The organism is Citrobacter sp. Cpo015, from assembly GCF_030333035.1.
Taxonomy (GTDB): domain Bacteria; phylum Pseudomonadota; class Gammaproteobacteria; order Enterobacterales; family Enterobacteriaceae; genus Citrobacter; species Citrobacter portucalensis.
Genome location: NZ_JAOWGS010000037.1, coordinates 969167 through 990311 on the forward strand (window position 1 = coordinate 969167; position 21145 = coordinate 990311).

General features: G+C 47.6%; 22 protein-coding genes and 1 tRNA gene (1 of these 23 only partly in view). 14 read left to right on the top strand and 9 right to left on the bottom strand.

Annotation, left to right across the window (positions count from 1 at the left end; translation table 11 throughout):
• Nucleotides 1-73, bottom strand: a tRNA-Ser gene (locus OGY67_RS20365); it reaches 134 nt to the left of the window's first position.
• A 236-nt stretch (nucleotides 74-309) separates the two neighbouring features.
• On the opposite strand from OGY67_RS20365, the gene ghrA reads away from it, so the two are divergent.
• From ghrA to OGY67_RS20385, 4 genes are all read left to right on the top strand, one after another.
• Nucleotides 310-1248, top strand: a complete 939-nt coding sequence (ghrA, locus tag OGY67_RS20370; RefSeq protein ID WP_057067489.1) for a glyoxylate/hydroxypyruvate reductase GhrA — start codon at nucleotides 310-312, stop codon at nucleotides 1246-1248.
• A gap of 209 nt (nucleotides 1249-1457) precedes the next feature.
• Nucleotides 1458-2195, top strand: coding sequence for a phosphatase (locus tag OGY67_RS20375; protein WP_008784332.1), 738 nt, complete (start codon nucleotides 1458-1460; stop codon nucleotides 2193-2195).
• Nucleotides 2196-2218: 23 nt separating this feature from the next.
• Complete coding sequence (locus OGY67_RS20380; protein WP_003832084.1) at nucleotides 2219-2773, top strand: TorD/DmsD family molecular chaperone; 555 nt, start codon at nucleotides 2219-2221, stop codon at nucleotides 2771-2773.
• Between the two features lie 101 nt (nucleotides 2774-2874).
• A complete protein-coding gene (locus OGY67_RS20385) occupies nucleotides 2875-3357 on the top strand; it encodes a DUF1097 domain-containing protein (RefSeq protein WP_032934412.1) in 483 nt (160 codons plus the stop codon).
• Between the two features lie 46 nt (nucleotides 3358-3403).
• Here the strand turns inward: OGY67_RS20385 and csgG are convergent, their stop codons facing one another.
• From csgG to csgD, 4 genes are read right to left on the bottom strand one after another with little or no spacing between them, the layout of a single operon-like run.
• A complete protein-coding gene (gene csgG / locus OGY67_RS20390; protein WP_008784335.1) occupies nucleotides 3404-4237 on the bottom strand; it encodes a curli production assembly/transport protein CsgG in 834 nt (277 codons plus the stop codon).
• A 25-nt stretch (nucleotides 4238-4262) separates the two neighbouring features.
• A complete protein-coding gene (csgF, locus tag OGY67_RS20395) occupies nucleotides 4263-4676 on the bottom strand; it encodes a curli production assembly/transport protein CsgF (protein WP_003832089.1) in 414 nt (137 codons plus the stop codon).
• A gap of 25 nt (nucleotides 4677-4701) precedes the next feature.
• Nucleotides 4702-5100, bottom strand: a complete 399-nt coding sequence (gene csgE / locus OGY67_RS20400; RefSeq protein WP_286574441.1) for a curli production assembly/transport protein CsgE — start codon at nucleotides 5098-5100, stop codon at nucleotides 4702-4704.
• Nucleotides 5101-5104: 4 nt separating this feature from the next.
• Nucleotides 5105-5755: a biofilm master transcriptional regulator CsgD gene (csgD, locus tag OGY67_RS20405; protein ID WP_003832092.1), complete on the bottom strand. Its 651-nt coding sequence runs from the start codon at nucleotides 5753-5755 to the stop codon at nucleotides 5105-5107.
• Between the two features lie 760 nt (nucleotides 5756-6515).
• Here csgD and csgB point away from each other — a divergent pair.
• The 6 genes from csgB (at nucleotide 6516) to OGY67_RS20435 (ending at nucleotide 10391) form a co-directional block, all read left to right on the top strand.
• Nucleotides 6516-6971: a curli minor subunit CsgB gene (gene csgB, locus OGY67_RS20410; RefSeq protein ID WP_003832095.1), complete on the top strand. Its 456-nt coding sequence runs from the start codon at nucleotides 6516-6518 to the stop codon at nucleotides 6969-6971.
• A 40-nt stretch (nucleotides 6972-7011) separates the two neighbouring features.
• A complete protein-coding gene (csgA, locus tag OGY67_RS20415) occupies nucleotides 7012-7461 on the top strand; it encodes a curli major subunit CsgA (RefSeq protein ID WP_008784338.1) in 450 nt (149 codons plus the stop codon).
• A gap of 60 nt (nucleotides 7462-7521) precedes the next feature.
• Nucleotides 7522-7854, top strand: a complete 333-nt coding sequence (gene csgC / locus OGY67_RS20420; RefSeq protein ID WP_286574442.1) for a curli assembly chaperone CsgC — start codon at nucleotides 7522-7524, stop codon at nucleotides 7852-7854.
• 150 nt (nucleotides 7855-8004) lie between these two features.
• A complete protein-coding gene (locus tag OGY67_RS20425; RefSeq protein WP_286574443.1) occupies nucleotides 8005-8325 on the top strand; it encodes a YmdA family protein in 321 nt (106 codons plus the stop codon).
• A 100-nt stretch (nucleotides 8326-8425) separates the two neighbouring features.
• On the top strand, nucleotides 8426-8968 hold the full coding sequence (ymdB, locus tag OGY67_RS20430; RefSeq protein ID WP_286574444.1) for an O-acetyl-ADP-ribose deacetylase: 543 nt from the start codon (nucleotides 8426-8428) through the stop codon (nucleotides 8966-8968).
• Complete coding sequence (locus tag OGY67_RS20435) at nucleotides 8901-10391, top strand: phospholipase D family protein (protein WP_374115555.1); 1491 nt, start codon at nucleotides 8901-8903, stop codon at nucleotides 10389-10391. Before ymdB ends, OGY67_RS20435 begins: the two co-directional genes overlap by 68 nt.
• Nucleotides 10392-10410: 19 nt before the next feature.
• On the opposite strand, the gene mdoC is transcribed toward OGY67_RS20435, so the two are convergent.
• A complete protein-coding gene (mdoC, locus tag OGY67_RS20440; RefSeq protein ID WP_032942947.1) occupies nucleotides 10411-11571 on the bottom strand; it encodes a glucans biosynthesis protein MdoC in 1161 nt (386 codons plus the stop codon).
• A 271-nt stretch (nucleotides 11572-11842) separates the two neighbouring features.
• Between mdoC and mdoG the strand changes: the two genes are divergently transcribed.
• From mdoG to OGY67_RS20455, 3 genes are all read left to right on the top strand, one after another.
• Nucleotides 11843-13378 (top strand): glucans biosynthesis protein MdoG, encoded by a 1536-nt coding sequence (gene mdoG, locus OGY67_RS20445; RefSeq protein WP_095533147.1) that lies wholly within the window; start codon nucleotides 11843-11845, stop codon nucleotides 13376-13378.
• Nucleotides 13371-15899: a glucans biosynthesis glucosyltransferase MdoH gene (mdoH, locus tag OGY67_RS20450; RefSeq protein WP_111465799.1), complete on the top strand. Its 2529-nt coding sequence runs from the start codon at nucleotides 13371-13373 to the stop codon at nucleotides 15897-15899. Before mdoG ends, mdoH begins: the two co-directional genes overlap by 8 nt.
• 76 nt (nucleotides 15900-15975) lie before the next feature.
• Nucleotides 15976-16203 (top strand): YceK/YidQ family lipoprotein, encoded by a 228-nt coding sequence (locus tag OGY67_RS20455; protein ID WP_003832117.1) that lies wholly within the window; start codon nucleotides 15976-15978, stop codon nucleotides 16201-16203.
• Here the strand turns inward: OGY67_RS20455 and OGY67_RS20460 are convergent, their stop codons facing one another.
• Nucleotides 16204-16581: a MysB family protein gene (locus OGY67_RS20460; RefSeq protein ID WP_008784346.1), complete on the bottom strand. Its 378-nt coding sequence runs from the start codon at nucleotides 16579-16581 to the stop codon at nucleotides 16204-16206.
• Nucleotides 16582-17272: 691 nt separating this feature from the next.
• Between OGY67_RS20460 and OGY67_RS20465 the strand changes: the two genes are divergently transcribed.
• Nucleotides 17273-18604 carry a sensor domain-containing diguanylate cyclase gene (locus tag OGY67_RS20465; RefSeq protein WP_286574445.1) on the top strand — a complete coding sequence of 444 codons (1332 nt, stop codon included), beginning with the start codon at nucleotides 17273-17275 and terminating at the stop codon, nucleotides 18602-18604.
• Nucleotides 18605-18668: 64 nt separating this feature from the next.
• Here OGY67_RS20465 and mdtG read toward each other — a convergent pair whose 3' ends face one another.
• A complete protein-coding gene (gene mdtG / locus OGY67_RS20470) occupies nucleotides 18669-19889 on the bottom strand; it encodes a multidrug efflux MFS transporter MdtG (protein ID WP_032942948.1) in 1221 nt (406 codons plus the stop codon).
• A gap of 155 nt (nucleotides 19890-20044) precedes the next feature.
• Nucleotides 20045-20965 (bottom strand): Kdo(2)-lipid IV(A) acyltransferase, encoded by a 921-nt coding sequence (locus OGY67_RS20475; RefSeq protein ID WP_003036136.1) that lies wholly within the window; start codon nucleotides 20963-20965, stop codon nucleotides 20045-20047.
• Between the last annotated feature and the right edge of the window lie 180 nt (nucleotides 20966-21145).

The window sequence follows — 21145 nt, forward strand, 5'->3', positions numbered from 1 at the left end:
GATTCGAACCCCCGATACGTTGCCGTATACACACTTTCCAGGCGTGCTCCTTCAGCCACTCGGACACCTCACCATATTGTTGTTCCTGTGCTACCGGAACGGGCGCTAATGTAGGGGAAACACCGCCCCGCCGTCAATCAACTTTTTGAAAAAAATGTGCATTTACACAAACTTCAAGCAACATGGAGCATAAATAAGCGGGAATTGTTTTTTTTGCCAGCATCCTAAAATTTGCTACTCTGATGTTCCCTCGAAAAATGATGATAATAAGTGCGAGAAAGTTCCGCACAACAATGTTCAGGAGACAATATGGATATAATTTTCTATCACCCAACATTCGATACGACCTGGTGGATTAATGCGTTGGCAAAGGCAATACCTGGTGCGAACGTACGTGAGTGGAAAGCGGGTGATAATGCACATGCTGACTATGCGCTGGTCTGGCATCCACCGGTTGAAATGCTCGCAGGACGAAAATTAAAAGCCGTATTTGCGCTGGGCGCGGGCGTCGATTCTATTCTCAGTAAACTCAATGCTCATCCGGAAATGTTGGATGCGTCGATCCCGCTTTTCCGTCTGGAAGATACGGGTATGGGCCTGCAAATGCAGGAATATGCTGTCAGTCAGGTGCTGCACTGGTTTCGTCGCTTTGATGATTATCAGGCATTGAAAAATCAGGCGAAATGGCAGCCGTTGCCAGAATATACTCGCGAGGAGTTTACCGTCGGGATCATGGGGGCTGGGGTATTGGGCGCAAAAGTTGCCGAAAGCTTGCAAGCATGGGGGTTCCCACTGCGCTGCTGGAGTCGTACGCGTAAATCCTGGTCTGGCGTGGAAAGCTTCGCCGGTACTGAGGAACTGGGCGCGTTTTTGAGTCAAACTCGCGTGCTGATCAACCTTCTGCCTAATACGGCAGAAACCGTAGGCATTATTAACGCTGATTTACTTAGCCAATTGCAGGATGGAGCCTACGTGCTGAACCTTGCACGCGGTGTTCATCTCAATGAAGACGATCTTCTGGCATCGCTGGAAAGCGGCAAGGTGAAGGGGGCCATGCTGGATGTTTATAGTCGTGAACCGCTGCCAGAAAACAGCCCATTATGGAAACATCCGCGTGTGGCGATGACGCCACATATTGCCGCAGTTACCCGTCCGGCAGAAGCGGTGGACTATATCTCCCGCACGATTATGAACCTGGAGAGCGGGCAAGTCGTAACAGGTCAGGTCAATCGCGTTCGGGGATATTGATGGTAACCCGGCAAGTACCGGGTTTCAGCTAAAATACCCGTCATACTTCAAGCTGCATGTGCGTTGGCTACGGTTGTTCACCTGAATCACCTACGTAAGTAAGTGATTCAGGTATCACTCCCTTGCCACCTGCCTGCGACTCGAATTTTAGGGTATTAATGGCGGCGATACCTGCTATCCTTGACGGAAAATGACTACAGGAGAGAGTTATGTATCCCGTTGACCTGCATATGCATACCGTCGCCAGCACCCACGCCTACAGCACCTTAAGTGATTACATCGCGGAAGCTCGTCGCAAAGGCATCAAGCTATTTGCCATTACCGATCATGGACCGGACATGGCGGATGCGCCTCACCACTGGCACTTTATCAATATGCGTATTTGGCCACGTGTCGTGGATGGCGTGGGGATCCTGCGCGGAATAGAAGCCAATATTAAGAATATTGAAGGTGAAATTGACTGTTCAGGTCCGATGTTTACCTCCCTGGACCTCATTATTGCGGGCTTCCATGAGCCGGTTTTTGCACCTCACGATAAAGACACCAATACCCAGGCAATGATAGCTACGATGGCCAGCGGTAATGTGCACATCATAAGTCATCCGGGAAATCCCAAATATCCTGTTGATATTAAAGCAATTGCGCAGGCGGCGGCAAAGTACCAGGTTGCACTGGAAATCAATAACTCTTCGTTTTTGCATTCGCGTAAGGGCAGTGAGGATAATTGCCGTGCGGTTGCTGCGGCTGTGCGTGATGCTGGTGGCTGGGTGGCGTTAGGGTCGGATTCACATACCGCTTTCACGTTGGGAGAATTTGGCGAATGCCGTAAAATCCTGGATGATGTTAATTTCCCTGAAGACAGAATTTTAAACGTCACACCTAAACGTCTATTGGCGTTTCTGGAATCGCGAGGCATGGAGCCGATCGCGGAATTTGCTGAACTGTAATTGTTACTAACTGGAATATATCAATGAACGAGTTTTCTATCCTGTGTCGTGTACTGGGCTCGCTGTTTTACCGCCAACCGCAGGACCCTTTACTGGTTCCCCTGTTTACCCTGATTAGTGAAGGTAAACTGTCCGCCAACTGGCCGCTGGAACAGGACGAACTGCTCACCCGTTTACAGAAGAGCTGCGATATGCCCCAGCTGGCTGCAGATTACAACGCGCTGTTTGTCGGTGACGAGTGTGCAGTGCCGCCTTATCGTAGTGCCTGGGTAGAAGGGGCGAAAGAATCCGATGTTCGTGCATTTCTTTCAGCCCGGGGCATGCCGCTTGCTGATACACCGGCAGATCACATTGGTACGCTGTTGCTGGCGGCTTCATGGCTTGAGGACCAGTCTGCGGAAGATGAAAGTGAGGCGCTTGAAACCTTGTTTGTAGACTACTTGCTGCCCTGGTGCGGTACGTTCCTTGGTAAAGTTGAAGCGCACGCAAACACGCCTTTCTGGCGTACGATAGCACCGCTGACGCGTGATGCCATTGGTGCGATGTGGGACGAATTGCAGGAAGATACAGACGAATAAATGTGACGCGCATCACTTAAAGGTGCAACTCAATTTATAAGCTTGCATAAATTGTGTGCGCGATCTCATTACCATGCCGTTTTTCTGCTAAGATGCGCGGCATGAACATACTTCTCTCAATTGCAATCACAACGGGCATTCTCTCCGGGATCTGGGGATGGGTGGCCGTTTCTCTTGGTTTACTCAGTTGGGCTGGCTTTCTGGGTTGCACGGCTTATTTCGCCTGCCCGCAAGGTGGGTTAAAAGGACTGTGGATCTCGGCGTGTACGCTGCTAAGCGGTGTGGTGTGGGCGTTGGTGATTATTAACGGTAGTGCGCTTGCTCCGCATATGGACATTATTGGTTATGTCATGACAGGAATTGTCGCGTTTCTGATGTGTATCCAGGCAAAGCAATGGCTGCTTTCATTTGTACCGGGCACGTTCATTGGCGCATGTGCAACATTTGCAGGGCAGGGCGACTGGCGACTGGTTGTACCGTCACTGGCACTGGGCCTCGTATTCGGCTATGCAATGAAAAACAGTGGTCTGTGGCTGGCATCTCGCCGTGAAAATAGAATATCGTCGACGCTGACCAGTAAATAAAAAAGCGTGAGGGTTTTCCTCACGCTTTTTATGCTGTATAGACCCATCAGGATTCTGGCGGTACCGACATATGACGGTATTTAACCAGGATGTCATTATCAACTTGTTTCTTATCCTGCAAATCCCACAATCCGCGATCGATGCCGTCATTAATCAGGAAGATAACGCCCGTTTCAATCGCTGACATCAGACAAAGCATAACCGGTTCGTTAGAGGTGTAGCCAATTTCACCTTCCAACAGACGCTGGTAGTCAATAAAGCGGAACACCCCAGCCTGTACTTCATAAGACAGAATGGTTTTACTGGTATTCACTGACGACAGGATCTCACCGGTGCTGACGTTAACTACGCGCAGGTTTACCGCTATCTGGTCGAGCTGGTATTGCGTATCGGCGCCAATACCAAAATAACGTGCACCGACACCACCCGATTTAACGTTGCTTTCATAACCGATAATTGATCCTTCCACCATGACGTTTGCCGCGGTCAGGGACTGTAGCGGGATCCGGTTATTAATCGCAACCGTACCGTTTTCCTGAGCTGCACGAATGATTTTGCGTTCGTTAAGCAAGTTCTGTAACCCCTGACGTTCCAGTGGGATGAACCAACGAGAATCTTTCAATGCGGTGACAAGCATAGCCGTGGCGCTTTGCGGGACGGCGGTTGAGAAGTTACTTGCCGGGTAAGGTTTAAATTGGCCAGTCTCATCCTGAATGTTGTATACCGACACAAAGATCTTACCTGTAGGCATAGGCAGATGCGTCAAGTCTTTATAGCTTTGGGCTCGGGGCATTAATGTCGGCTTAGCGGCTTCTTGAGGCGGAGCTGTTAAACATCCGCTGAGTAAAATTACTGCCACCATGATAAGTAAACGCTGCATGATTATTTCCTTTCGTGGCTATAACTTAGAAGTCGGTCGACTGTGTTTGTAAACCCGACACTTCAATAGTCGAAGTTTTCCCCGATTTCCTGTCGGTGACATTCAATTGCAGTTGTCCGTCCCGGTTGGCGATATCAATGATAAAATCATTGGTCACCATTCTTCCTGGTTTACCGGTATTAATGTTGGTGAGTAGGCCACCGAGAATTTGTGACTGAATCGCCTGAGTAAAGTTATCCAGAGCTGACGGGGTTTCAATACCGTAATCGTCATAGCTTGGATCTTTATATGAGTTCTGGGCCTGGGCGCTGTTCAACAGAAAAGCACCATTATTCGGGTTGCCACCAAAGTTTGGGTTGCGAAACTGGAACGTCATGTTTCCGGCCCAACTTAATGGTGAAATTAGCATGAGCAAAACCACTGCATGTTTAACACGCATGAAAGCCTCCGGACAAAATCATGTTTTAGAATTCATCACGCGCTAAATCGCTTGTGCTTAATAGTGTTTGATCTATTTGCCGGCGATTTAATGCTTCCTCAGTTTGTGCCAATGCGAAGACTACAATTTTGTCGAAGTCTTTTTTCGTCGGAAATAAAAAAGTCTGGAAGATAACGTCCTGATTGACCGTTATGGTGATCCAACTTCCCCAACGCGCACTGGGTCTTTCATTAATGGTTAAGTTTCCTGTGTACTCGCTTTCCCACTTATCACTAAAGGCCCGATAAAAATCATGCCCGATTGAAGAGACAGTGTGGTCAGTTAACAGCCCGGGAACCTCCACCTCTACGGTTGTCGCTGCGTGCAGACTCCCGGCAGCAAAGAATAAATTTGCTGCCACAATCCAGATCAAATACCGTTTCATGGCTTTATCGCCTGAGGTTATCATTGGCCCATGAGACCGCCTGCGTACGGTTTTTGACAGCTATCTTTTTGAAAAGATTATAAAGATGTGTTTTTACCGTATTTTCACTGATAAACAGTGAACGAGCGATTTCAATATTTGAGGCGCCGATACGCAATTTATTAAGGATCTCTTTTTCACGGTGCGTCAGCAGTGCCGACTCCGTGCTGTTATAACGATAATTTCCAGAGTGCGTGATCAGATAACTGGCAAGTTTTTGCGTGAAGTAACATTCACCGCGCAAGATACCCTGCAAGCCGCTTACGACACGCTGCTCGTCTTCAGTTGCGTAAAAAACACCATTGATATGCGGCCAGTTTTCAATATCCCGATAAGGGTAATCATCAGGAGTATTCAACAATAACGTCTTTATATTGTTGTTTTTTCTACTCAAATTATCTTGCCAGTAATGGATCAGTTTTTTATCTGCCTCCATCATATCCAGTAAAACAATGCAGCTGGAGGATATATCATCCAGAGAACGTTGAATATTATGTAGTTTTCCGGTGAGTGCCAGTGATTGTTTTAAATGCTGTAATAATGCAGTTGCCTGCAAAGAAGGTTTTGTGATCAACAATAATGTATGACCATGAATACTATGGACTTCATTAAACATGATGAAACTCCACTTTTTAGTCGCACACCTGACAGCTGTCTCTACTAAAATAGAGGCACCAGAAGTACTGACAGATGTTGCACTGCTGTGTAGATATAAAATATCGACCCAAAGGGGTGAAAATATTAAAACAAATGGACTTCAACTGATTTCAATCTAGCTATTACAAATCTTAAAGCAAGTGTTAAACATGTAACAACTTGTAAAATTATATATTAAAATGTGATTTTATGGTTTTATTAGAGTTTAGATTTGATAGGAAAGTTGTACATTTTACCTTTGCTGCATAGATTTAAAAAATCATACAAATTATAGTAACGCATTGATTTTAAATTAGTTAATTAATAGTTGCTGAGTTTTAGATTTCTAATGAATTCTAAAATCCTTGTCTCAATTTACGTTGGTCAATTTTAGATGGAAAAAAATGACCTTTGTCACGACTTGTACCGATGTCTATCTCGACGTTGTACTGAGAGGCCCTGATATCGTGCAAAATGCACTTTCTCAGTGACTGCATAGAAATTCATTACTGATAGCAAAATAAAAATAAAAGCCAGACCTGAAGCGGTGTTATTCACTGTTAATTAGTACTTTGGTGTGAATCCGGATATAAAAATACCACTCGCGGGTGAGTTATTTAAAATGTTTCCACGGACATACTCTTCATCGTAACGTGGCGTTAACAAATGTAAGTCATGTTAACAACAATTTGAGTGGTAATTAATTTAACTTCATGTACGACCAGGTCCAGGGTGACAACATGAAAAACAAGTTGTTATTTATGATGTTTACAATACTGGGAGTGCCTGGGATTGCATCCGCAACCAGTTATGATTTAGCTAATTCAGAATATAACTTTGCGGTAAATGAATTAAGTAAGTCTTCATTTAATCAGGCAGCCATTATTGGTCAGGTTGGTACTGCTAATAGTGCAAATACTCGCCAGGAGGGCACCAAGTTATTGTCGGTCATTTCGCAAGAAGGTTCAGGTAACCGAGCGAAAACAGAGCAGACGGGATCAAATAACTTTGCATATATTGATCAAACGGGTAGCTCTAATGATGCGAGTATTAAACAAAGCTCTTACGGTAATACGGCGATGATTATCCAGAAAGGCTCTGGTAATAAAGCCAATATTACCCAGTACGGTACACAAAAAACAGCAGTTGTGGTGCAGAGACAGTCGCAAATGGCAATTCGCGTTACTCAACGCTAATCCATAAACGACGTTTAAATCAATCCGATGGGGGTTTACCATGAAACTTTTAAAAGTGGCAGCATTCGCAGCAATCGTAGTTTCTGGCAGTGCTCTGGCAGGTGTTGTTCCGCAATGGGGCGGTAATCATCATGGTGGCGGTAGCAACTATGGCCCAGACTCTTCAATGAGTATTTACCAATTTGGCTCTAGTAACGTTGCGAATGCGCTGCAAAGTGATGCACGTAAATCAGACGTGACTATCACACAACACGGACATGGTAACGGTGCGACCGTCGGCCAAGGTGCTGATGACAGTACCATTAGCCTGAAACAGACCGGCTTCCAGAACAGTGCTGATATCAATCAGTGGAATGCAAAAAATGCTGATATCAGCGTAACTCAGTTCGGTGGTCGTAACGGTGCTGTGGTTAATCAGACAGCGTCTGACTCCAATGTGCTGATTCAGCAGGTTGGTTATGGCAACAATGCTACAGCTAACCAGCACTAATTCAGTTTTCTGACTGATAATAAACAGGGCGAAAGCCCTGTTTTTTTTCGGGAGAATATTATGCACACGCTATTACTCATTGCCGCGTTGGCAAATCAAATAACATTCAATACAACTCAGCAAGGTGACATGTACACCATTATTCCTCAGGTGACATTAGCTCAACCGTGCGTATGTGAAGTGCAAGTCCTTGCCATACGTAAAGGAAAGGGCGGACAAAGTCAGTCACAGCAGAAAACAAGCCTTTCGGTCCCTGCTAATCGGCCAATTGAATTAACAAAAATGAGCTTTAATATTTCACCGGAGGATTCGGTCAAAATTATCGTTACCGTTTCTGACGGGCAGTCTCTGCATCTGTCGCAACAATGGCCTGACTCAAACAGTCACCCATAATTTTTTGCCGGATTTGCATTAAGGGTGTGGCTGGGAGTGCAGTGCTGTTCTATGAATATAGAAACGAACAAACGGTTTATTTGATCGTAACTCGCAGCGGTGAAGGATCATTGCGATCCCTCAAGGATGATTAATCATTGAGGAACCCTTATGTGTACATTATTAAAGCGTATTTTAAATACCGGTTTGTGGGCTTTTTCTCTTTTCACCCTCCCCGCAATGGCGACGCAAATCTTACCCGGCGGGGTTATTCATTTTCGTGGTGCAATAGTTGAAGCACCTTGCGATGTTAACACTCGACAACAACAGATTGAATTGTCATGTATGCGTGATGGCACGATGAGTAATAGTCTCTACGACCTGCAACAGGTCACGACAGCGCCTCAGAGTGTGGAACAAATTGCCACGGTGAAAATGTATTACCTCAATGAACAGAAAAGCATGGCTATTCTGAATATTGAATATAAATGAATCATTCTGGCGTAGGTATGCACGCTTATGGCTAAAAAGTGAGATTTCAAGGAAAACCCTGCTGTACACTTAACGGAGAGTGTTTTGTCAGGGGGAACTTATGCAATCGCGTGTTCATGTGTTACAGGGCGACATTACGACGATCGCAGTAGATGTGATCGTCAATGCGGCCAACTCCTCGTTACTGGGAGGAGGTGGAGTCGATGGCGCGATTCATCGTGCTGCCGGGCCTGCGTTGTTGGAGGCCTGCAAACAGGTTATACAACAACAGGGAGAATGCCCGACCGGGCATGCCGTTATCACGTTGGCTGGAGCGCTTCCGGCAAAAGCAGTTATTCACACCGTAGGACCCGTCTGGCAAGGCGGTGATCACCACGAGGCTGAACGACTTGAAGAGGCCTATCTAAATACATTGCAACTGGCCTTAGCCAATGGTTATCAATCCATTGCTTTTCCTGCTATAAGCACCGGAGCTTATGGTTACCCACGTGCTGCAGCGGTAGAGATCGCGGTGAAAACGGTGTTGAAATTTATCACCCGACGTACGCTACCCGATCAAATATACTTCGTGTGCTTTGATGAAGAAAACGCTCGACTATACAAGAGATTACTTACCCAACAAGGCGATGAACGCACGGACTGATATGACGCGACTTGAGCGTGCCATCACGCCGCTATGCGTAAACCACCCGGGAGAATGCGGCATTCTGACGTTGGATGACAGCCTGGATGCGTTTGCTGCTCGCTATCGGTTGACGGAAATGGCGGAACGTACCCTGGATGTTCAGTATTACATCTGGGAAAGCGACATGTCCGGGCTATTGTTATTTTCCGTTTTGCTGGCCGCAGCGAAGCGGGGCGTCCGGGTGCGTTTGTTGCTGGATGATAACAACACGCCAGGTCTGGATGACACGCTGCGTTTGCTGGACAATCACCCTAATATTGAAGTCCGCCTGTTTAATCCCTTTTCCTTTCGCATCCTGCGTGCCCTGGGCTATTTAACCGATTTTGCCCGGTTGAATCGACGTATGCACAACAAAAGTTATACCGCTGACGGCGTCGTAACTCTTGTGGGGGGGCGAAATATAGGCGATGCCTATTTTGGCGCAGGCGAACAACCACTGTTTTCCGATCTGGACGTTATGGCTATTGGACCGGTTGTCCAGGATGTTGCAGACGACTTTGAGCGTTACTGGCGCTGCCGCTCGGTTTCAACATTGCAAAACGTACTTGAGGTGGCTGAACCAGCTTCTACGCAAAAAATCGAACTTCCCGAATCCTGGTATAATGATGACATAACGCGTCGCTATCTACATAAGCTGGAAACCAGCCAGTTTATGACCCATCTCGATCAGAGGTCGCTGCCGCTAATTTGGGCGAAAACGCGCTTGCTGAGTGATGATCCTGCAAAAGGAGAGGGGAAAGCGCCGCGCCACTCACTATTACCGCAGCGTTTGTTTGACGTGATGGGATCTCCGACCGAGCGTATTGATATTATTTCCGCCTACTTTGTACCAACTCGCGCCGGTGTGGCGCAGCTCCTGAGACTGGTGAGAAAAGGCGTTAAGATCGCAATTTTAACTAATTCTCTGGCGGCGAATGATGTCGCAGTCGTTCACGCGGGCTATGCGCGTTGGCGAAAAAAACTCCTGCGCTACGGCGTGGAGTTATACGAGCTCAAACCAACCCGCGATCGCGTTTCAGCAGTACACGACCGGGGATTAACCGGTAATTCAGGCTCCAGCCTGCATGCGAAAACCTTCAGTATTGACGGTCGTAAAGTGTTTATCGGTTCGCTTAATTTTGATCCCCGTTCAACGCTGCTCAATACGGAAATGGGGTTTGTGATTGAGAGTGAAGTACTGGCCGAGTTGATTCATAAACGTTTTATGCAAAGTCAGCGTGACATGGCCTGGCAACTACGTCTTGACCGTTGGGGCAGAATCAACTGGGTTGATCGGCTTTCTGGCAGCGAACAGGTACTGAAAAAAGAACCCGCTACAGGATTCTGGAAGCGGGTTCTGGTGAGGCTTGCATCCGTGTTGCCCATTGAATGGCTGCTCTGAACCATTCAATGCAAGAAAACTAACCGGCTACCGCCTTGTTTTTATCCTGCTTAATGGGCGGTTTACCCGAAAAGAGAAACTTCAGCACCGGGATCCGTAAATGGATTTCGTACAGTATGACCGCAATTCCAACCACAAAAAGCAGACCGCAGAGAAAACCCAGCAGATTCGACTTGATATGCGGTGTGATATACGCGCCAAAAAACAGCGTTAACGGGTGGTGCACCAAATAGATGAACAGCGACGCGTTGACAAAATAGGTCACGCGAGCCGACTGGAAATTCAGTAAACGGTGGCCAAGCGAAAAGACGACATTCACCATCCATAGCCCCATGACCATGGTAATGACATATTCGGTTTCATACATCCAGGCATCGCCGTTGCCGTAACGTTGATTGAGCAGGTATGCGACAAATGCGAATGCGGCGCCTAGCGTGCAGCCGCGCGATGGCGTGGTAAACAGTGCTTTCAGATTCGGATTGATAAACGCCAGCGCACCGAGCATAAAGAAAGGCACATAGAACAGCGTTTGCATAACGATAAAATTAAACATGCCATCGCTGAGAATCGAAGGGTAGAGGATGAAAATCGTTCTTCTGACGGCGGCATAGCCGACACCCAACAATATAAAAATCAGCGTTAATTTGGTCATTGACACCCCCGATGCAGGGGTACCGTCTCCACGCGATAGTCTGTTTTTCATCTGGGTAAACACCCACATGCTCAGGGTCGTTAACACCACCAGAACCAGCAAAAACCACAGATGGGAAATCAGTTCCCAGGCCAGCGCATTGTATTTGTCGTAGCCGCTGAGGGTATGCCAGCTGTCTGCTTTCCCTTTCACGTATTGCAGCATGATAAATTGCGGCAGCGTAAGCAGCGGAATCGCGGTCAGCATGGGGATCCCCACGCGTTCTACACGCACCTTCCACCAGCGTTTTAACGGATAGCGCAAAAAAAGCATGTAGGAAAAATAACCTGAAATGACAAAGAAGACCTGCATGCGAAATGCATGGATAAAGTCGTTAAAAAGGGTTAACCACCATGACGGTTCTGCGCTGTTCACGTGCCAGGTGTGGGTGGAGTAGATCAATGAAATATGGAATGGGATCCCTAACAACATTAGCCAGGCACGGATGGAGTCAAGAAAATATTCACGTGGTGGTGATACAGAGCTCATAGACAGTTACGTATTCTCAGACTTTTCGTCTTATCCCTAAGACGAATAATGGTTACATTCGAGGGCAACCCTACACGAAGTCCAACAACCTGTCTCCAGGATAAGCACGCAAAGTGAAAACAGGCAGATGAACCTGCTTAAACCATGAGCCAGCGCGCGAACAATACAGGGATTCAGTTGTCGGAGTACCCGATTATCCATTAAAATGGATCGGATCAATATAAGCACACAAAGGGGGAAGTGCTTACTAATTATGAAACATAAACTACAAATGATGAAAATGCGTTGGTTGGGTGCAGCAGTCATGTTAACGCTGTATACATCATCGAGCTGGGCGTTCAGTATTGATGATGTTGCAAAACAAGCTCAATCCTTAGCCGGGAAAGGCTATGAGGCGCCAAAAAGTAACTTGCCCTCCGTTTTCCGCGACATGAAATATGCGGATTATCAACAGATCCAGTTCAATCGCGATAAAGCGTACTGGAGCAATCTCAAGACCCCATTTAAGCTCGAGTTCTACCACCAGGGTATGTACTTCGACACGCCGGTCAAAATCAACGAAGTTACCGCCACGGCGGTGAAAAGAATCAAATACAGCCCGGATTATTTTAATTTTGGCGATGTTCAGCATGATAAAGACACGGTAAAAGATCTCGGCTTCGCCGGGTTCAAAGTGCTGTATCCGATCAACAGCAAAGATAAAAACGATGAAATCGTCAGCATGCTCGGTGCCAGCTATTTTCGCGTTCTGGGTGCAGGTCAGGTCTACGGCCTGTCAGCGCGTGGTCTCGCGATTGATACCGCTCTGCCTTCTGGTGAAGAATTTCCCCGCTTCCGTGAGTTTTGGATCGAGCGTCCGAAACCGACTGATAAACGTTTAACCATTTATGCTTTGTTGGATTCTCCGCGTGCAACCGGAGCGTATCGTTTTGTCATTATTCCAGGCCGTGACACGGTCGTGGATGTTCAGTCCAAAGTTTACCTGCGCGACAAAGTGGGCAAACTGGGTGTGGCACCGTTAACCAGTATGTTCCTGTTTGGACCGAACCAGCCGTCTCCGGCGACAAACTATCGTCCGGAACTGCATGATTCCAACGGTTTGTCTATCCACGCGGGCAATGGGGAGTGGATTTGGCGTCCGCTGAATAACCCGAAACATCTCGCGGTGAGCAGCTTCGCAATGGAAAACCCGCAAGGATTCGGACTGTTGCAGCGTGGCCGTCAGTTCTCGCGTTTTGAAGATATCGACGATCGTTACGATCTGCGCCCAAGCGCCTGGATCACGCCAAAAGGTGAATGGGGTAAAGGTAAGATTGAGTTAGTTGAAATCCCAACTAACGATGAAACGAACGATAACATCGTTGCGTACTGGACGCCGGATCAACTGCCTGAAGCGGGCAAAGAGATGAACTTTAAGTACACTTTGACGTTCACGCGTGATGAGGACAAGCTTCATGCGCCGGAAAGCGCCTGGGTACAGCAGACTCGTCGTTCTACCGGTGATGTAAAACAGTCCAACCTGATTCGTCAGCCTGATGGTACCATCGCGTTTGTGGTGGACTTTACCGGCACAGATATGAAAAAACTGCCGCAGGATACCCCGGTTACCGCACAAACCAGTATTGGCGACAACGGTGAAATCGTTGAAAGCACTGTGCGCTATAACCCGGTATCTAAGGGTTGGCGTTTGATGCTGCGCGTGAAAGTGAAAGACGTGAAGAAAACCACTGAAATGCGTGCTGCCTTGGTCAATGCCGATCAGACGCTGAGTGAAACCTGGAGCTACCAGTTACCTGCCAATGAATAAGACAACTGAGTATATTGACGCAATGCCGCTTTCGGATATCGAGAAAGCGGCACTGCCGAAAACTGACATCCGCGCCGTTCATCAGGCGTTGGATGCCGAGCATCGTACTTACTCGCGCGAAGATGATTCACCGCAGGGTTCTGTGAAAGCTCGCCTTGAGCAAGCATGGCCGGATTCTTTGGCTAAAGAGCAGTTGGTTAAGGACGATGAGGGCCGCGATCAGCTGCAGGCGATGCCAAAAGCAACGCGTACCTCTATGTTCCCCGATCCCTGGCGTACCAACCCGGTTGGTCGTTTTTGGGATCGCTTGCGTGGGCGCGATGTGACGCCGCGTTATCTTTCGCGTTTGACGAAAGAAGAACAGGAAAGCGAGCAAAAATGGCGTACCGTAGGCACCATCCGCCGCTATACGCTGTTGATTCTAACGCTGGCGCAAACGGTCGTAGCAACCTGGTATATGAAGACGATCCTTCCGTATCAGGGGTGGGCATTTATTAATCCGGTAGACATGATGGGACAGAACTTGTGGGTCTCCTTTATGCAACTGCTGCCCTACATGCTGCAAACCGGAATTCTCATTTTGTTTGCCGTGCTTTTCTGTTGGGTGTCTGCGGGATTCTGGACCGCGCTGATGGGCTTCCTGCAACTGTTGATTGGACGAGATAAGTACAGTATCTCGGCCTCAACGGTCGGGAACGAACCGCTGAATCCCGAACACCGTACCGCGCTGATTATGCCTATCTGTAACGAGGACGTTGACCGCGTATTTGCGGGACTTCGCGCCACGTGGGAATCGGTCAAAGCAACGGGCAACGCCGAACATTTCGATGTTTATATCCTGAGCGACAGCTACAACCCTGATATCTGCGTGGCAGAACAAAAAGCGTGGATGGAGCTGATTGCTGAGGTGCAGGGCGAAGGGCAGATTTTCTACCGCCGTCGCCGTCGTCGCGTGAAGCGTAAAAGCGGCAACATTGATGACTTTTGTCGTCGCTGGGGAAATCAGTACAGCTACATGGTGGTGCTGGACGCTGACTCAGTGATGAGTGGTGACTGTCTGAGCGGCCTGGTGCGTCTGATGGAAGCGAATCCGAATGCCGGGATTATCCAGTCGTCACCGAAGGCTTCCGGTATGGATACGCTGTATGCGCGCTGCCAGCAGTTTGCGACCCGTGTTTACGGACCGCTGTTTACCGCCGGGCTTCACTTCTGGCAGTTAGGGGAATCACACTATTGGGGCCACAACGCAATTATCCGCGTGAAGCCATTTATCGAGCACTGTGCGCTCGCGCCGTTACCGGGCGAAGGCTCGTTTGCGGGATCGATCCTCTCCCATGACTTCGTGGAAGCGGCATTGATGCGTCGTGCTGGCTGGGGGGTGTGGATTGCTTACGATCTGCCGGGATCTTATGAAGAGCTGCCGCCGAACCTGCTGGATGAACTCAAGCGCGACCGCCGCTGGTGCCACGGTAACCTGATGAACTTCCGTTTGTTCCTGGTGAAAGGGATGCACCCGGTTCACCGTGCGGTATTCCTGACCGGTGTAATGTCCTATCTGTCTGCGCCGCTTTGGTTTATGTTCCTCGCGCTCTCTACCGCATTGCAGGTGGTGCATGCGTTGACGGAGCCGCAGTACTTCCTGCAACCGCGTCAGCTGTTCCCGGTTTGGCCGCAGTGGCGACCTGAACTGGCGATCGCGCTGTTTGCTTCAACGATGGTGCTGCTGTTCCTGCCGAAGCTGCTGAGTATTTTGCTCATCTGGTGTAAAGGGACGAAAGAGTACGGCGGGTTTATCCGCGTCACGCTGTCGCTACTGTTGGAAGTTCTGTTCTCCGTGCTGCTGGCGCCGGTGCGTATGTTGTTCCACACCGTCTTCGTCGTGAGTGCCTTCCTCGGTTGGGAAGTTGTGTGGAATTCGCCGCAGCGTGATGACGATTCGACCCCGTGGGGTGAAGCGTTTATGCGTCACGGTTCTCAGTTACTGCTGGGGCTGGTGTGGGCTGTGGGTATGGCCTGGCTGGATCTGCGTTTCCTGTTCTGGCTGGCACCGATTGTCTTCTCGCTGATCCTGTCACCGTTTGTTTCCGTGATTTCCAGCCGTTCCACGGTGGGGTTACGTACCAAGCGCTGGAAGCTGTTCCTGATCCCGGAAGAGTATTCTCCGCCGCAGGTGCTGGTGGATACCGATACTTATCTGGTGATGAACCGTAAACGTACGCTGGACGATGGCTTTATGCATGCGGTGTTTAATCCGTCGTTTAACGCACTGGCCACGGCCATGGCGACTGCACGCCACCGCGCCAGCAACGTGCTGGAGATTGCACGCGATCGTCATGTGGAACAGGCACTGAACGAAACGCCGGAGAAACTGAATCGCGATCGTCGCCTGGTGTTGTTGAGCGATCCGGTGACCATGGCGCGTTTACATTACCGTGTCTGGAATTCACCTGATAAGTATTCTTCGTGGGTGAACTACTATCAGGGACTGACACTGAACCCGCTGGCGCTCAGGAAAAAATAAGCGTTCTGTAACGTGAAAATACCGGCCTGGTGCCGGTATTTTTTTATATTGAATAGAATGAGTCGTGAGGTAGCAGGTGCGAATATTGGCTGTAGGAATAATGATCTTCTTCCTGAGCGGATGCGGCAGCATTATTAGTCGTACCATCCCAGGGCAAGGACACGGAAACCAATACTATCCTGGCGTGCAATGGGATGTTAGGGACTCCGCATGGCGCTACGTCACTATCCTCGATCTGCCATTTTCGCTGGTGTTTGATACGTTGCTGCTGCCGCTCGACATACATCATGGACCTTACGAGTAATTATCGCTCATCCCATTCATCGGCTGCGGTCTGTCCCTCTTCAGTATCAAGGGGAGGTTCCAGCTGGAATTCACCTTCATCCCATTCGTGAAGCGTATTTTCTTCCTGCCACTCCTGGCGGATTTCAATTTCATCATAGTCGCCATCAAAAACGCTCTGGGCCGCTTCCCCGCTCAGGATTGGAAGACATTCACCATCTACATCATCCTCGTCAGCAAAGAATTCCGCCTGCCACATAATGTCGCCATCCTGTAGCACGTATTTTTGGACGCTTAGCTGTTGAACGCTGGCGTCGTCTGACTCAAGGTCAGGGTTATCAGCCAGAAACACTTCACGAGCTGCATCAATAGCCTCTTCCAACGTGGCATAAAAATTCATGTCATTCTTTGCCATATTTCTTCTCCTAAGGCGAACAAAAAAGGGGGATGATTCAATCTATAGACGGCGATCCGCAGAGCGTCAAACCCATTAGCTGCATGGTTCATTCAATCAGATGATTACTGCCTGCAATGCCTACGAGACTGGGGGAAAGTAACTTCGGTTGTTTATGAAAAATTTACATTGGCAGATACTGAAGCCGACGTAATATCAGGAAAAAAATTCAAGAAAAAATAGTAATGTATGTGGTTTGCTATGTAGTAATGAAAATCGAAAAATTAAAAAATGACGTTATATAAGGAAATCTTCAGGGTTAAACGTTATTTTTTATATGTTTTAGAGAGGAAATCCGATCGCTTATGAAGTAATATTTCGTAACTTAATAAAAACTAAGAAGAAAATTAATGCCCTATACGGAAGTGTCGCAGGTGCAATCAATGAAAGTGGCTAAACTTAGTGGTGTCTCTGGTAGTGACAAAGTATCTTTTGTGTATGGGGGCTGTGAATAGTGTGAGTGATACTTAAATAGTATACATAATTAAATATTATTAATGACAAAGGTTATAAATCTATAAGAAACCATTAAATAAGAAATGAATTAGTGTCATTGAATCTGTGCAGATATAATAGTTTGCAAAATCTTATGCTTTATTATATAAAATGCAAAATTAAGAAAGCCCTTAAGGTTGTTATGGATAACGGCAATTCAAATAATAGAAGGTTAATGGCTTTCTATATAATCTGTTTGGCTAGCTATGTTCTTGGTGGAGTGTGTCTTACACAATTTAAATTAACGATACAAAGTGTGCCGCAAACAGTATATCTGATTATAATTGTAGGGTTATTCTTTTTATATGGGATAATCTTCCTGTTTATGTTATTCCAGTATCTTTGTAGAAAAGATCTCACCTGCCTTATGATATTAGGTATGGCGTTTCTTGGGAATAACATATTTTTCATCGAGACTATCTACATCGTTCAGGACTTGATTAATGATTATGCCTCAATCGAAAAAAGAACTAACGATATAGCCATATTCTATTACTTTCGGCAGATTAGTTTCATCGCTCTGCTATTTGTTTCATTAAAATCTTATAAAGTATCCTCGACAGTTATTGAAACCAAAGAAAGAGAACCTTGCTATATCGTTCTGTCTTTTTTAATCATGCTTGTTATCGCGGTGGTGGCGCACGCTCTGGCCAGTTACAACCCTAATTTTACACTCGAGATCACAAGCCTGAAGCCTGATAATGTCACCGTGCACTGGCATATTGGGTACATTTATTCGCTTATTGTATCCTGGGGACTGGTCCTGTTGTATTTAATCATTAAAACCAGAACGCATAACATCTTGCGGAAAAGTATAGGGCTACTGTGTTGCTCAGCAATATTGACCAATGTACTACTTCTGAGCCTGGATGAATATAGCATGTATATTTGGTATGTAAGCCGGGGGATTGAGGTGATAAGTGCTCTGTGTATAATCTCAATACTGATGTACAACACCTTCATCATCTTAAAAAAAGAAACGGATTCAGCTATTAAAGACGCAATGACTAAAATATATAATCGTAAACTATTCTATAAGTCATTAAAATCATCATTAGCAAAAGGCACAGTATGTGTAATGGTTCTGGATATTGATAAATTCAAACGGATTAATGATACTTACGGTCATCAGGAAGGTGACAGAGTGATAATCAGCATTGTCGACATTGTCAATAAATCAATCAGAGATACGGATATTTTTGCCAGAGTAGGCGGCGAAGAATTTGCGATCCTTCTTAAGTGTAACGATAAAGATGAGGCAATTGTTGTTGCAGAGCGAATTAGGCGAAATGTAGAGAATGGTACGACAATACCAAATTCTTATGAGTTAAAAGAAAAAATGACGATAAGTATCGGTGTATATTGCAGCAAGATTGATGATGAATCAGCGGATAAAGTTGTTTCATACGCCGATGCCGCATTGTATGAAGCCAAAAATTCTGGCAGAAATAAGGTGTGTTACTATTATCATTAAGGTTGAAATATACGCCGTGTAAGATAAGTTTATTATTCCGAACCGGCGAATACAAATACACAAATCATCCCACGACCTCTGTACTCCGACGACGGCGCAGGCTATTCCACGAGTACAGGGCGTTAAACAGTACGACGCCCGCGGTCACACAGAAAACGGCACGAAAACCGTAGTTGGCGGATATCGCTGCCCCCATTAGAGGTCCTGTTACGTTACCGATATCGCGAAATGACTGGTTATAACTGAAAATACGTCCAGCTATTTGATTGGTCGAGTTGTAAACCAGCAGCGTTTGTACCGCCGGGAGCAGAGCGCCGTCGGCCGCACCCAATAAAAAGCGCAGAACACCAAGCTGCCAGGGCGTATGGACAAATGACATCGGAATAAGCAGTAACACAGAAACGATCAGCGCGACGATCAGGATCTTCTCCGGGCCAATTCGATCGCCTAATTTGCCAAGTTTCGGGGCGCTGATTAATGCCGCAACGCCGGGGACAGAGGCTATCATCCCACTGATAAACGCAATATTGCTGACGTTGCCAGCCAACTCTCGAACGTACAGAGTCAGTATTGGCGCGATAGAACCGGTGGCTACCTGAATGATCAAAGTGGTGATAAACAGGCTCAGCACCAGTTTGGGGTTCTTTAAAGAGGCCACGACTTCACGAATGTGCAGCATCTCCTTCTTGCTCACCGGCTGGAAACGCTCGCGGATAAAAAATAGCGTCAGGATGAAGCAGACCAGCAGCACGCTGGCGGTGATGAAAAATACAGGGCGTAATCCGTACTGATCCGCGAGGAGGCCGCCAGCTAGCGGCCCGAGCAGTGCGCCACTAACGCCACCGGTTGAAAGCGTTCCCAGTGCCCAGCCGCTTTTATTGCGTGGAACCTGGGTGGCGATCAGTGCATTCGCATTGGGGATGAATCCACCAAGCAGCCCTAACAAGGCGCGCAGGATTAAGAACTGCCAGATATTTTGCGCCAGTCCCATCAGCAGCATCACAATTGCCATGCCCAACGCGGAACGCAGCAGCATGATTTTTCGTCCTTTGCGATCGGCAAGACCACCCCAGAAAGGAGAGGCAATGGCTGAAAAGAGAAAGGTGATGCTGAAGACCAGGCCTGACCACATATTCAGGGCGCTATGACCCGTGACGCCGAGACTCTCGACGTAAAGAGGCAAAAAGGGCATGACCAGGCTAAATGCTGCTCCGGTTAAAAAACAACCTAACCAGGCAACGGTGAGGTTGCGTTTCCAGTTTATGGGGGCATCTGAGGGTGACATAGCGATCCGCAGTGTGATGCGCTGTTTGCGCTATCGATTGAATATAAGTAAGCAGGCTAATTATGCGCCTGGTTGATAGTTGCTGCAATGCGGATAGCAGTTAAACCTAAAACGGGTTGGGAGGGGGTTGCAGCCCACTGGACTGCAACACTGCGTCAGTACAGAGAAGGGGAGCCTTCAGGACGCGTCTTGAAGCGACGATGCAGCCACATATACTGCTCTGGCGCCATCATGATGCATTGCTCAACAATTTTGTTCATCCACGCAGCAGTGGTTTCTGCGTCGTCCAACGGTGGTGAGCATTCTGGAGGCAACATAATCAATTGATACCCTTTACCGTCAGGTTTGCGGCGGGGAACAAACGGTACCAGGCAGGCATTGGACATGCGCGAAAGCATCCAGGTCCCTGAGGTTGTTGCGGCTTGTTCAACGGCAAAAAGTGGTACAAACACGCTGGCGCGAGGGCCGTAATCATGATCCGGCGCGTACCAGACCACTTCGCCCTTTTTCAAGGCTTTAATCATCCCTTTCAGGTCTTTACGATCGAGCATTGATTTATTCGAGCGCATGCGGCCCCAGGTTTGTAGCCAGTCCAGCAGCGGATTGTCGTTAGGGCGATACACACCAATACCCGGCTCCTGCAAGCCAAACTGGCGCGCACCCAGTTCCAGAGTCAGAAAGTGCAGACCCACTAACAGAATCCCGCGTTTTTGCGCCTGAACGTCACGGATATGTTCCATTCCGATCACTTCCGTCCAGCGCGAAATACGCTTATCGGACCAAAACCAGGCCATCCCGGTTTCCATTACGCCCATGCCTACGGATTCGAAGTTCTTGACGACCATCTGTTGGCGTTCCTGCTCACTCATCTGCGGGAAGCACAGTTCCAGATTTCGGGAAACAATTTTTGCCCGACGTTTCATCAAACGTAGCGCCAGTCGACCTAACGCACAGCCCAACTTAAAGAGGATGGGGTACGGTAACTGCACGATTAACCAAAGGATGCCAATACCCAGCCAGGTTAACCAATAACGTGGATGCAGTAACGCAGCCGAAAACTTGGGTAAATTCGTCATGTCTATCCTGTCTTCAAACGACCAATTCCCTGTATTGTCGCATTTTTTCGCGCGTATCAAAAATTTGTGACGGGAGAACGGTGATTAATTCCGCAATTGTTGTTGCGATTTTATCGTGAAGTATGAAATGTAGCGTAAAATGTGTGGATGTAAATTGGCGATGTTTGCTTTATTATGCCG

Bases quoted from the DNA above. Each gene is read 5' to 3' on its own strand.
- csgB (WP_003832095.1), top strand. From the start codon at position 6,516: ATGAAAAACAAGTTGTTATTTATGATGTTTACAATACTGGGAGTGCCT.
- OGY67_RS20465 (WP_286574445.1), top strand. From the start codon at position 17,273: ATGGATAACGGCAATTCAAATAATAGAAGGTTAATGGCTTTCTATATA.
- csgE (WP_286574441.1), bottom strand. From the start codon at position 5,100: ATGAAACGGTATTTGATCTGGATTGTGGCAGCAAATTTATTCTTTGCT.
- csgA (WP_008784338.1), top strand. From the start codon at position 7,012: ATGAAACTTTTAAAAGTGGCAGCATTCGCAGCAATCGTAGTTTCTGGC.
- ymdB (WP_286574444.1), top strand. From the start codon at position 8,426: ATGCAATCGCGTGTTCATGTGTTACAGGGCGACATTACGACGATCGCA.
- csgD (WP_003832092.1), bottom strand. From the start codon at position 5,755: ATGTTTAATGAAGTCCATAGTATTCATGGTCATACATTATTGTTGATC.
- ghrA (WP_057067489.1), top strand. From the start codon at position 310: ATGGATATAATTTTCTATCACCCAACATTCGATACGACCTGGTGGATT.
- csgF (WP_003832089.1), bottom strand. From the start codon at position 4,676: ATGCGTGTTAAACATGCAGTGGTTTTGCTCATGCTAATTTCACCATTA.
- OGY67_RS20475 (WP_003036136.1), bottom strand. From the start codon at position 20,965: ATGACGAATTTACCCAAGTTTTCGGCTGCGTTACTGCATCCACGTTAT.
- csgG (WP_008784335.1), bottom strand. From the start codon at position 4,237: ATGCAGCGTTTACTTATCATGGTGGCAGTAATTTTACTCAGCGGATGT.
- OGY67_RS20460 (WP_008784346.1), bottom strand. From the start codon at position 16,581: ATGAATTTTTATGCCACGTTGGAAGAGGCTATTGATGCAGCTCGTGAA.
- OGY67_RS20375 (WP_008784332.1), top strand. From the start codon at position 1,458: ATGTATCCCGTTGACCTGCATATGCATACCGTCGCCAGCACCCACGCC.
- csgC (WP_286574442.1), top strand. From the start codon at position 7,522: ATGCACACGCTATTACTCATTGCCGCGTTGGCAAATCAAATAACATTC.
- mdoG (WP_095533147.1), top strand. From the start codon at position 11,843: ATGATGAAAATGCGTTGGTTGGGTGCAGCAGTCATGTTAACGCTGTAT.
- OGY67_RS20380 (WP_003832084.1), top strand. From the start codon at position 2,219: ATGAACGAGTTTTCTATCCTGTGTCGTGTACTGGGCTCGCTGTTTTAC.
- OGY67_RS20425 (WP_286574443.1), top strand. From the start codon at position 8,005: ATGTGTACATTATTAAAGCGTATTTTAAATACCGGTTTGTGGGCTTTT.
- OGY67_RS20385 (WP_032934412.1), top strand. From the start codon at position 2,875: ATGAACATACTTCTCTCAATTGCAATCACAACGGGCATTCTCTCCGGG.
- mdoH (WP_111465799.1), top strand. From the start codon at position 13,371: ATGAATAAGACAACTGAGTATATTGACGCAATGCCGCTTTCGGATATC.
- mdtG (WP_032942948.1), bottom strand. From the start codon at position 19,889: ATGTCACCCTCAGATGCCCCCATAAACTGGAAACGCAACCTCACCGTT.
- mdoC (WP_032942947.1), bottom strand. From the start codon at position 11,571: ATGAGCTCTGTATCACCACCACGTGAATATTTTCTTGACTCCATCCGT.